Genomic DNA, 12,231 nt, shown 5'->3' on the forward strand with positions numbered 1-12,231 from the left:
GAGATGCATAGTGGCAGACAAAATCAATAAGGTATCTATTGTGGGCGGAACTCATGGTAATGAGTTCACCGGGATCTATTTAGTTGAAAAGTGGCAGCAACAGCCACAGTTGATCGCCCGCGATGGATTGACGGTGGAAACCGTGTTTGCCAACCCCAAGGCCCATGGCGAGAACAAGCGCTATATCGATAGTGATTTGAACCGCCAGTTTGCCAGCAAAGACTTGGCCGATGCGACGCTGGCTAACTACGAGCAGAGCCGCGCCAAGGTATTGCACCAGCAACTAGGGCCGAAGGATGCCCCAAACAGCGACTTTGTGATTGATCTGCACAACACCACCTCAAACATGGGGCCGTGCTTGCTGCTGGTTCAACAAGATCCGGTCTACAACCTGTTGGCTGGTTACCTTAAGATGAAGATGCCAGAAGCGGTAATCTTCCGCGATGAAGACCATCTGACTAAAGATCAGCATCACCTACTGGCTAGTTGCGGCCGCTTCGGGGTGATTGTGGAGGTTGGCCCGCAGTCGCAATCGGTAATACGCCAAGATGTGTTTGAGCAGATGGAGACCATGACCGGGCATATCCTCGACTTCATCCAACTGTATAACGACGATGCTTTGCCCGAATTGCCTGAGCAGGTGGAAGCCTACCTCTATCTGGAAAGCCTGACCCTGCCAGTGGATGAACAAGGGCGCAGAACGGCGATGGTGCATAGCCGGGTGCAAGACCATGATTTCGAGGCGATCCACCCCGGTGACCCGATCTTCCGCAGCTTTAACGGCGAGGATATAAGCTATCAAGGCGACAAGGTGGTGTATCCCGCCTTTATCAACGAAGCTGCTTATTATGATAATAATCTGGCCATGTCGTTGATGGAAAAAGTTACCATTAAGGTTTACGGCGACTAAGTTTTCTTGATGCTACAGGGTGCTGGCCAAGGCTTATCCAGAATTAAGCTCTGGCCATTCCCTTTTATTCCAAACATTTCTCCGCTATTTCCCGCTAGCTGTAACTCTTCTCTGACGTTTCAGTGTAAGCCCCCACAGTTTTAATACCTTTGTATTGCTAGACTGATAACGAAGGCTAGGTTTTACTTCGCGCTTAACTTACTATTTACATATTCATTATTAGCCAGGGAGGCAGGATAGCGGACATGGAGCAAGCGCTTAAGCCCCAGCATGACGCGTATCAGCATAGCCATTGGCAGGTATTGCTAGATAGCTGTGTGCGCGCCACCACCTTTTCTGCCGCGGCGTTGTTGCGGGTGAATCATGAGGGCGGGGTGTGTTCTGCGATGGCGGGTGAGCTAAGCTGCGAACTTCCCACCGCCTGTTTGTCTGTGGTTGATCAGTCGCTTCCTCCCTGTGAGCCGGGCTTGGATAAATGGTTTCCGGTAGCCGAGCTCGCAGTTGCCCCCCTGCAGTGTTATGCCTGTTATCTCCAGCAAGATATCTATCAAGAGGGGCTGATCCTGTGTCTGTGGGGAGAGCAGATCGAGTCCCAGCTTCAGCAGCATCATGAGGCTGTTTCGCTGGTGGTGGAGGTGATCGAGCAACAACTCACCGAGATGGGCCAGCCGATTCTCAGCAAGTCTATTCTTGATGCACTTGGCCATAACTATTTTATTATCGATGGCGAGCTAACGGTGGAGGAGTACCGCCTCTACCGCCCATTGCCCGATGCCAATATGGTTGAAGGTGGCATTAAGAGCATCAAACAGGTGCTGCACCCGGCGGCGGTGAATGCGGTCGAAGAGGAGCTGAGCCGCCTGCTGGTGGGCGATAGTGCTCGGGTGGATATTGAGTGGCCGGGCTGGCAGTTGATGCTGTTCTCGCAAGACACCAAGCGTACCTTACTGGTGTTTCACTACACCGAATCCCAACAGCGCCTGCAATATGCCATGGAGCAAAGCGGCGTTGGCTATGCCTTATTCGATGATTGTGGGCGGATCCAGCTGGCCAATGGTGCATTGGCCACACTCGCTAACCATCAGGTCGAACAGCTACTGAACCGCCCTTACTGGGAGCTATTTGATGCCGGCTTTAGCAAGCAGTTGATGCTGTGGCATCGCTTAGGCTGCAACGGCTATCGCGGAGCGCTACCAAAGCGCTTTGAATGCCGCTTGGAGCACCAAGGGGTGTGGGTGATGCTCGGCATTGTAAGGCTGGAAGGTCAGCACTCGCTGCTCAGTGTGGTGGATATCGATATCGCCAAGCGGCGCCAGCAGTTAGAGCAGCTCAATGCCAAGGCCTTTAGCCACAGCGGTGATGCCATCGCGATTACCGACCAGCAGTTTCGCATCGTGGAAGCGAATCCGGCGTTTTGCCAGCTCTCTGGCTATGCGGTGGAAGAGCTACGCGGTAATCCCCCCCAGTGTTTGGACCCCGGGGTTGAGCGGGAGCGGCAAGAGGTGGAAGACATCGTCGAGTTGTTGTCGCGTAACGGCCAATGGCATGGCGAGTTTTATAATCGCAGCAAGGCGGGGCAATTCTTCCCGTATTTGGTGACGATCAGCGTGATCTACGGCCACCACGGCGATGTGTGCAACTACGTGGTCAACTACTCCGATATCTCTCAGCTCAAGTACAGCGAGCAAAAACTTTATCAGATGGCCCACCACGACAGCCTAACTGGGCTGCCTAATCGTTTGGCCTTTGAAGACTCGCTCAAGCAGGCCATCAGTGTGACCCAGCGCCGTTGTGGGCTACTGGCGGTGGCGTTTATCGATATCGATCACTTCAAGCGGATCAACGATGAACTTGGCCATCAGATGGGCGATCAGGTGCTTTGTCAGGTATCGGCGCGGCTGCGTGAAACCTTGCGACGCAGTGACCACCTTTCTCGCTTGGGAGGCGATGAGTTCGTGGTGCTGCTGCAAAACAACCTGCTGATTGATGATATTGAGCAGACCTTGAACAAGCTGCGGCAGAAGATGAACGTTGAGGTCTACCTGCCGAATGGTGACAAGCTGCCGGTTACCCTGAGCATTGGCGCCAGCGTCTTTCCCTACGATGGCCAAGACAGCCAAGTGCTGCTGGAAAGCGCCGACAAAGCGATGTACCGTGCCAAGCGCAACGGGCGCGATCAGGTCCAGCTATTCGGCCGTTATAAATCTAACTCCTAGCCTTGGCTGCGGCTTGTGATTGCGAGCTCAGCCCCCCCTCGGTACACTCTGGTTTTTATCAAGCAGTACTTCTCATGACATCTCAAAAGCTCGCCTATGCCTTTGGTATCTCTGCGGTTTTAATGTGGTCCACGGTGGCGACCGCGTTCAAGTTGGCGCTCGCGGTAGTTACCCCTGCCCAGCTAGTGCTGCTGGCCTCGCTGTTTTCTATCATCGTGCTGCTGTTGTGCTTGCTCAAGCAAGGGCGGCTTTCGTTGGTGTGGCAGTGTGCCCGCACGCGACCATGGTATCTGCTAAGCCTTGGGGCGATTAATCCCTTCCTTTATTACTTGGTGCTGTTTCAAGCCTACGACTTGCTGCCCGCGCAACAGGCGCAGCCACTTAATTACACCTGGGCGATTACTCTGTCATTGCTCGCAGTGCCGTTTTTAGGTCAGCGCCTGCGTCGCCAAGATCTGCTGGCGATGGCCTTGGGTTACATGGGGGTGTTGATCATTGCCACCCGCGGTGATGTGTTTTCCATGCAGTTCGACAGTGTCCCCGGGGTGGTACTGGCCCTGCTGTCGACCCTGCTATGGGCGGGCTACTGGATCTTAAACACCCGCAATCAGCAAGATCCTATCGCCAGTTTGCTGGTGGCCTTTGTGATGAGTCTGCCGATGACCTTTATCTATTGCTGGTGGAGCGATGGCTTGCCGCCGTTTGAGTTGAAGGCGTGGGCCGGCGCGGCCTATGTTGGTGTATTTGAGATGGGGCTGGCGTTTGTCTGCTGGGTGATGGCGCTCAAGCACACCAGCAATACATCTAGCATCAGCAACCTTATCTTTATCTCCCCGTTTTTGTCGCTGCTGTTTATCAACAAGATTTTGGGGGAGAGCATTGAGCCCGCCACCTATGTAGGCTTGGTGGCGATTATCTCCGGGCTGCTGGTGCAGCAGTGGCGGGGGAAAACGGGAGCTGCCAACCAAGCCACTTAATCATGGCATTCGGTGAGTACTTATTGATTGCTGCGACAATCAATCGGGATTCGCTAGAATATACATAACCCTTACCAGAGAACGATAGATATGAGTAAACAAGAGATCTCCGCTCAGGAGCTTATTAGCCTTGCCAATCAGTTACTGCAAGAGCACGAGGACTACATCGAGGGCCTGGAAGTTCGCGAAGTGAGTCAGCATGGTGATGTGCTAACGTTCCGTGGCGAAGCATTCCTCGATGACAATCTATTGCCCACCGCGAAATCTCCCACCGCTTTTAATCTCTACAAATGGCTATGCCACCGATTGTCTGAGCAGTATGTGTTAACACAGGATTAATATCAGAAGAGTCGTTTTGATGCTTTTGTAGCTCTAGCTTGTATGACTTCAAAGGCTTACATTCCGAAATTTGATTTTTGCTTTAGCAAATTTTGCATTTTATTTGTGTTAAAAAATAATGCGGGATGAAAAGTTGATGTTTCAGCTAATGATGTGATCACGATCTAAATGAAACCGGTATCACTGTGATGCCCTTCAAAATAAAACCGGTTTCAAGTTCCTATAATGCCAACTGTTCCCCACTTCCAAGGAAGCGCTGTATTGGAGAAATCGGGGGATCTATAAGGATATAATTAGGGAGCTAAAAAAATGAAATTGAAAGCACTATCAATTGCCTGCTCAGCTGCACTCGTTGCAGGTACATTCGCGCCTTCTGCAATGGCCTTAGAAGGTTTTGAATTCCACGGCTACTTCCGCTCAGGTACTTTATTCAGCGTTGAAAATGACCTTAACCAAGCTGCATTCCCGGGTTCTAAAGAAACCTTGGGTCGCTTGGGCCTTGAATCTGATGACTTCTACGAGCTAGCTTTCAACAAAGGCTGGGAACTGGAAGATGGCAAGAAAATCACCATCAAAACCCGCCTAGGTGAAAACAACGTATTTGGTCAGCAAGAGCACCTCGATGCTATGTTGGGCTACTCGATCGATGCTAAACCAACCGGTCTGATTGAAGCTTACGTTGAGTTTGAAGGCCTGACGTCTTCTGGCGTTATGTGGGGTGGTCAGCGTTTCTATGGTCGTGATAACTACAACTTCCTAACTGACTTTTTCTATACTGACTGGTCTGGTACTGGTTTAGGTGTGCAGAAAGTTGAGATGGGCTCGGGCCAGTGGGATTTTGCTTATCTAGCGTCAAACCGTTCTAACAACGGTTGGTATGGCACTTCAACCAACGCGCCAATGCACATGCTACATACTCGCGGACAGTTCGGTAAGTTCCGCATTGATGTGGTAGGTAAGTACATGGCAGAAAACTTTGTTGATGGCGATGACTCTGGCAACGAATATGCAACTTCTGGTTTTGAAACAGCCCTTAGCTACGCGCCTTCAGGCTTCTTCGGTATCAGCGATAGCGGCTTCTCAAACGTGATGCTGCAAGCCGGTAAAGGCTTGGGTGGCGGTACCATGCTGGGCCGTGGATTCTCTAACTACAACGTGTTCGCGCCAGGCGGTTCAGGCTCACAAGCCACCATGGCTGCCGTTGATGATGGCACTACTTCGTTCCGTTTGAACGCTTGGGGTGGCTGGTTCGGTGATGGCTTCCTGGTATTGCCTTGGGCTCAGTACGAGTACAGCAGCTTTGACGGCTTGAACGGTGATGACAGCAACTACTTCTGGTCTGTTGGTGCGCGTCCGGTGTTTACCTTGCCATCTATCGAGGGCTTCGCGATTGCCACTGAGTTGAGTTATGCAGATGCGAAGGGTGATGACAACGACAACTTCAAGCTGACGTTTGCGCCAACTTGGTCGCTGGCTACTGGTACTGGACCGGCACCTGAGATCCGTGTGATGGCGAGCTATCTTGATAAGTCAGGCACCAATGCTGGTGATGACGACATCTTGTTCGGTATTCAGGCAGACATGTGGTGGTAGGCTAAGCCGCTACTTGCACAAAGGTATGCATCTTAGGGTGGAGCGAACTATTTAGTTTCACCTGCGGCAAGCAAAACAGTAAAAGCACCTCTATTGAGGTGCTTTTTTGTGCGGATAGGAAGAGCAAGCAAAGATTATCGTGGTTATTTTTGAGTTGGCAATATGTAACCGGTTACTTGAGGGTGGCGGGTGATATGAGTCATTTAAATGTGATTATTATAAACTGCACATAAAATTATAATAAAAGTTCAACAGCCATGGCGTAAAAGTGTGACTTCTGTTTCATTGCGGCTGAAGAATTTTGAGCGGCCTCACAATGATACCGGTTTCAGATCCCTATAATCGCGAATGTCCCCAATCCAAGGATGAGAAGTATTGGACGCAACATGGGGACCTATAAGGATATAATTAGGGAGCTAAAAATAATGAAACTGAAAGCACTTTCGATTGCGTGCTCAGCGGCCTTTGCTGCTTGCGCAATTTCACCTTCTGCAATGGCCTTAGATGGCTTCGAATTCCACGGTTACTTCCGTACAGGTACTCTATTCAGTGTAGAAAATGATCTTAACCAAGCCGCTTTCCCTGGCTCGAAAGAGAACATGGGTCGCCTTGGTCTGGAGTCAGATGATTTCTATGAACTGGCCTTCAACAAAGGTTGGGAGCTGGAAGACGGTAAGAAGATCACCATTAAAACTCGCCTGGGTGAGAACAACGTTTTCGGTGATAACGAGCACAACTACGCTATGCAAGGTTACTCCATCGATGCGAAACCTGCTGGTTTGCTGGAAGCGTACGTAGAGTTTGAAGGCCTCACTTCTACTGGTGTTATGTGGGGCGGTCAGCGTTACTACGGTCGTGACAACTACAACTTCTTGACTGATTTCTTCTACACTGACTGGTCCGGTACTGGTTTGGGTGTGCAACGCATCGAAGCGGGCGGTGGTCACTGGGACTTCGCTTACTTAGCATCCAACCACTCGAACAACCCAAGTACCCCAAGCTGGAATGGTGGCGAGGACTTCAATATCTTCGGCTTGGAGTGGAATGCTCCACTGCATATGGCACATGTTCGTGCTGAATATGGTGCATGGCGTATCGACTTGGTCGGTAAGTACATGTCTGATAACGAGCTATATGATGGAGACTGGGATTACGTTGAAGGCACTAACTTTGCCACTTCTGGTTTTGAAACAGCCATCACTTACACGCCAAAAGGCTTCTTCGGTATCAGTGATTCGGGCTTCTCTAATGTACGCTTCCAAGCTGGCCAAGGCCTAGGTGGTGGTACCATGCTGGGACGTTCGTTCACCAACTACAACCTGTTCTCTCCGGGTGGCGCGGGCGGCTTTGGCGGTGGTCAGGGTGCGATGTCTCTTGTTGACAGCAGCACTTACTCCTACCGCGTAAACGCAATGGGTGGTTGGTTCGGCAGTAACATGGTTGTACTTCCATGGTTGCAGTACGAGTACCAAGACTTTGGTGATGACTCAGCGTTCTTGCCGGGTGAGAGCACTTACTTCTGGTCTGTTGGTGTTCGCCCTGTGTTCACCTTGCCATCTATCGAAGGCTTTGCTGTTGCAACAGAGCTGAGCTACTTCGATGCTAAAGGTTCTGACCGAGATGATTTCAAACTTACCATCGCACCGACTTGGTCGCTGGCGACTGGTACCGGCCCTGCACCTGAAATTCGCGTGATGGCCACCTACCTGGATAGTGCAGACGGTGGTGACGGTGATGTGTTCCTAGGTGTTCAAGCCGACATGTGGTGGTAACCACCAACACGCGGAAAGCGGGCAAGTTTATCTTGCTTAGCTGAAAGCTCGATTGGTTTTTTGAAAGCACAACCTTTGGGTTGTGCTTTTTTGATCTCTGCGTTTGGCGCTCCAGTGTTTAGCTCTGCTGTTAACTTCAGATTAGTTCGTTGAAACTGATAAATAGTTTATTTTTCTGTTGGTTATATAAACTGTATAAGTTTGTTTTTACGATATTTAATATCGCTTTTCTTAGCTTTGGCAATGTATTGATAGTGTGATCAAGGCACGCTGAAACCGGTATCAACTGTGATTGCTTTCAAGTTATTTCTGAAACCGGATTCATATAATCCTTTTCACCAACCATTTAGTAGTGGTTTGCACGGATGCTTAAGGAATTTTCAGGGAAATATAATTAAGGAGTTAAAAATAATGAAACTGAAAGCGTTATCCCTTGCATGCGCCACCGCTATGGCCACCGGTGCATTCACGAATGTTGCAGCCGCTGAAGAAAGCTTTGGCTTCCACGGTTACTTCCGCTCTGGCACCCTGTTCAGCGTTGAAAACGACTTAAACCAAGCGCCCTTTCCTGGCTCAAAAGAAAACATGGGTCGCCTGGGTCTGGAGTCTGATGACTTCTTCGAGCTGGCTTTTGATAAAGGCTGGGCTCTGGAAGATGGCAAAACCATTACCATCAAAACCCGCTTAGGTGCTAACAACGTATTTGGTGACCAAGAGCATACTTGGGCCATGCAAGGTTACACCGTTGATGCTAAACCAACTGGCCTGATTGAAGCCTTTGTTGAGTTTGAAGGTATCACCTCTACCGGCAAAATGTGGGGCGGTCAGCGCTACTACGGTCGTGATAACTACAACTTCCTAACCGATTTCTTCTACACCGATTGGTCCGGCACTGGCTTGGGTGTTCAGCAAGTTGAGCTTGGCGGCGGTAAGTGGGATTTCGCTTACTTAGCATCAAACCGCTCAAACAATGGTTGGTGGGGCACTGAGACCAATGCACCTTTGCACATGGCACACATGCGTGCAGAGTACGGTGCGTGGCGTCTGGACTTTGCCGGTAAGTACATGTCAGACAACTACATCGACTTGGATGGCGACGGCGATCTGAGCCGAGAGTACGCAACTTCAGGTATTGAAACCGCGATTACCTTCACCCCAAGTGGTTTCTTTGGTATCAGCGATTCTGGCTTCTCCAACGTACGTGTTCAAGCCGGTAAGGGCTTGGGGGCTGGCACCATGCTGGGCCGTTCATTTACTAACTACAACGTATTTTCTCCGGGTGGTGCTGATTGGGCTGGTCAAGCTGCCATGTCTGGTGTAGATAGCAGCGACACCTCGCTGCGCCTAAATGCGATGGGTGGGTGGTTTGGCGACGGTATCTTGCTATTCCCTTGGATTCAGTATGAGTACAACGATCGTGATGCAAACTCTTACTTTGTAGAGCACCATGACTTCGATAAGAAAGACTACTTCTGGTCTGTCGGTGTGCGCCCAGTGTTCACCCTGCCATCGGTTGAGGGCTTCGCCATTGCGACCGAGATGAGCTACATGGACGGTAAAGGCGATGACCGTGACAACTTTAAGTTCACGGTTGCGCCGACCTGGTCACTGGCTACCGGTACCGGTCCAGCTCCTGAAATCCGCGTAATGGCGACCTACCTGGATCGTTCTGGCACCAATGATATGAAGAGCGATGTGCTGGTTGGCGTTCAAGCTGACATGTGGTGGTAAGCGCTTAGCCTGATAAGTCAGACTAAATGCAATAGATAAAGAGCGTCCTGTGACGCTCTTTTTACTTTTTGAACTTTTCCCTTGAATTAGTGCGCGTGAGCGTACTTAATAACAGCCTGTGGAACCGGTTTCTTGGCCAGCTTTAATATTACGCAGCGGGTGCAATAAGGAGTATGTGTGAGAGTTTTAAGTAGTGTTTGCTTATTGAGTGTTGCTTTACTGGCAGGCTGTAGCTCTGCGAGCAAGACCATGGATGTTTTCAGTAAGGATGCCCAGCGAGCGCAGCCGTCTAGCCCTGAGGTGGCATATGCCCAACTGGATTCTGCTCCGCTATGTTGCAGAGATTTGAGAGAGTTGGACTATCAACTGATCACTGAGGCGGGTTCGGTGAAAGTGACCATGGGCCCTAATATGCAAGCCTTTCGTTTTGCTACCGGCAAGAGCTTTGTAAAAGGCTTTGAGTTGCCGGAGTTTGCCAAAGATAAGATGAAAGTGTCGGTCGAAAGTCCGGTTCTAGAGATGGTGTTTATGCCGAACGTATTGTTGCTGGATGAGAACTACCAGCCTGTGCGTGTCTATGGCAATGATGAGCTTCGCTTTAGCAAGCGCGGTGTTGCATCTGCCAACCGATACACCTTAGATATCAGGATTGATGTGGACCGAGAGCAAGCCTTGGAGGCCCGTTACTTGGTGCTGTTTACTACCGATGAGCAAATGCAATCGGCGACCAAGCTAGATAAGAAACTCGATACCGAGTCTGCAGAACGTCTGGGCAGTGAGATGCAGATGATTAAGGCCATGCGTGGCGAGTATGCCGCTCACGTGCCTGCAGGTTTAGTGAAGTTTAACTTCCAATATGAGCCATCAGATAAGCAGAGTGCCACTAAGGCGCGTCAGGTTCTGGCTGAGACAAGCACTGAGCAAAATAAAGCGGCCAGTGTGTTAGTGGCCACTGAGGCGGCGACTGTTACCCCCGCGCCTCAGACTGTGGTTGTGGACAATAAACAGCCCGTTTCACAAAACGTGTCTCGTACCGGGCGGACCATCCAACCGGAAACTGAAGCGATGTTTATCAGCCTGATTGAGCAAGCGGTTGCCAACGATGACCTGGATACCGCCCTGCAGTTCGTTGAAGAGGCGGAGCGTTTGGGCTCAACCAAGGTGCGTGGTGCATTTATCGACGCGTTTAAAAGTCGGTAATTGAGCAATCGACAACTGAAAACGGGGGCTGATGCCCCCGTTTTGCTATACACAATTAACGACTAATCACTCATCTTCTGCAGCATGGCGATAATGCCTTTACCGGTCAGATCTTCATTCCAGTGATGGGTCTCTACGCAGTCGGTGTCGCGCAGATAAGGCAGCAGGCTCTCTTGCAGTGCCTCTTGGATCGGGTCTTGGGAGAGTGGTGCTGCTCGCACACCCGGCCCGGAGATGACTATTTTCTCTGGGTTATATAAGGCCATCAAATTCGATAGCCCCAGACCCAGCATGCGCCCAGCCTGCTGGTAGATATGCAGGATATTCTCATTGCCCAACGAGGCCTGTTTTTGAATGTACTGCATCTGCTCTTCGCTGGGGTGCATTGGATCGCCGGGCGGCAAGGTGACAAAAGCGGATGCGTCGCGCAGCAAGGCATAATCACCTAGATAGGCTTCCAAACAACCGCGTGCGCCACAGCGACACAGCGGGCCATCAAGGCTTACCTTGGTATGACCAAACTCGGCGATTGCGCCGCGACTGCCCAAGTAGAGCTGGCCATTTTGAATCAGCCCCATGCCGACCCCGTAGCCGAGCTGGATGGCGATAAGATCCTTGGTGTCGCGATAGCGAGGCTGAGTGTGTAGCGCCAGTGCCAGACAGTCGGCATCGTTGGCGATTAATGCTGGTAGGTTAAAGCGCTGACTTAAAGCCTCGGCCAACCCCGGCTGAGCTTGGCGAAACGCTGGGCTCCACAGGATACCGCCGTGTTGCTGGTCGACCACGCCCTGTACCGCCAAGCCAATCCCTTTTAGCTCTGCCATCTGTAGGTGGTGCTTATCGATAAACCGTTGCACTTCACCGCTAAGCTCATGCACCAACTGCTGAGGACTGAGTGCGCTGGTGTTGAGCTGCACGGAGAACTGCTTGGTGACCTCACCGGCGTAGTTGCCCAGCATCAAGCGGATCTCATTAATCGAGATCTTAATGCCGATGTAGTGCGCTGAGTCTGCAACCAATGACAGTGCGACTCGCGGGCGGCCTCGGCCGCTTGGTTCTTCGCTACTACTTAGCTCCTGAAGATGGCCTTGGGCGACCAGTTCGGAGGTGATCGCGGTGACAGTGGCCGGACTGAGGGAGGTAATGGCGCCGAGTTCGACTCGGGCTAGCGGACCTTGGTGGCGCAGTGTTTCGACCAACAGGCGGCGGTTTTCACGACGGATTTGCTCAGTATCGGTTTTAGGGCTGACCAATTGTTAGTTACCTCAATAATTTGACTGCTTAATTAAGAATATAACGTCCACGGTAAGACCTTTGTTAGTTTGGTCACGTCATTACGAAAAATGCTGGTTGGATCGCTTTTGTAGCGGGGCTCTATCCGTGGCTATGTATGAAATATTATCCCTTGCAGACTGGTTTAATATGCGTAAATTTTGTACCAGCGGGCCAGCAATCTAACATAGACTCTTGCTGCAAATAAACATACTGGTGAA

At 50.9% G+C, this 12,231-nt stretch carries 9 protein-coding genes; 8 read left to right on the forward strand and 1 reads right to left on the reverse strand.

Annotated features, from left to right (window positions below):
* The first annotated feature begins 10 nt into the window (after positions 1–10).
* The 8 genes from G461_RS0105455 to G461_RS0105490 all read left to right on the forward strand — a co-directional run bounded on the left by G461_RS0105455 (position 11) and on the right by G461_RS0105490 (position 10,738).
* Complete coding sequence (locus tag G461_RS0105455; protein ID WP_026971064.1) at positions 11–910, forward strand: aspartoacylase; 900 nt, start codon at positions 11–13, stop codon at positions 908–910.
* Between the two features lie 245 nt (positions 911–1,155).
* Entirely contained in the window at positions 1,156–3,126 is a 1,971-nt protein-coding gene (locus G461_RS25400; protein ID WP_026971065.1) for a diguanylate cyclase domain-containing protein, read from the forward strand.
* 74 nt (positions 3,127–3,200) lie between these two features.
* Positions 3,201–4,103 (forward strand): DMT family transporter, encoded by a 903-nt coding sequence (locus tag G461_RS0105465; protein ID WP_026971066.1) that lies wholly within the window; start codon positions 3,201–3,203, stop codon positions 4,101–4,103.
* Between the two features lie 90 nt (positions 4,104–4,193).
* A complete protein-coding gene (locus G461_RS0105470) occupies positions 4,194–4,442 on the forward strand; it encodes a DUF2498 family protein (protein WP_026971067.1) in 249 nt (82 codons plus the stop codon).
* 309 nt (positions 4,443–4,751) lie between these two features.
* Complete coding sequence (locus tag G461_RS0105475; RefSeq protein ID WP_026971068.1) at positions 4,752–6,035, forward strand: carbohydrate porin; 1,284 nt, start codon at positions 4,752–4,754, stop codon at positions 6,033–6,035.
* A 425-nt stretch (positions 6,036–6,460) separates the two neighbouring features.
* Entirely contained in the window at positions 6,461–7,807 is a 1,347-nt protein-coding gene (locus G461_RS0105480; protein WP_026971069.1) for a carbohydrate porin, read from the forward strand.
* Positions 7,808–8,218: 411 nt separating this feature from the next.
* A complete protein-coding gene (locus G461_RS0105485) occupies positions 8,219–9,538 on the forward strand; it encodes a carbohydrate porin (RefSeq protein ID WP_026971070.1) in 1,320 nt (439 codons plus the stop codon).
* Positions 9,539–9,787: 249 nt separating this feature from the next.
* Positions 9,788–10,738 carry a MalM family protein gene (locus tag G461_RS0105490; RefSeq protein WP_157360243.1) on the forward strand — a complete coding sequence of 317 codons (951 nt, stop codon included), beginning with the start codon at positions 9,788–9,790 and terminating at the stop codon, positions 10,736–10,738.
* 62 nt (positions 10,739–10,800) lie between these two features.
* Here G461_RS0105490 and G461_RS23410 read toward each other — a convergent pair whose 3' ends face one another.
* Positions 10,801–11,991, reverse strand: a complete 1,191-nt coding sequence (locus G461_RS23410) for an ROK family protein (protein WP_035479463.1) — start codon at positions 11,989–11,991, stop codon at positions 10,801–10,803.
* Between the last annotated feature and the right edge of the window lie 240 nt (positions 11,992–12,231).

The sequence above is a fragment of the Aliagarivorans marinus DSM 23064 genome, assembly GCF_000429485.1.
Taxonomy (GTDB): Bacteria; Pseudomonadota; Gammaproteobacteria; order Enterobacterales; family Celerinatantimonadaceae; genus Aliagarivorans; species Aliagarivorans marinus.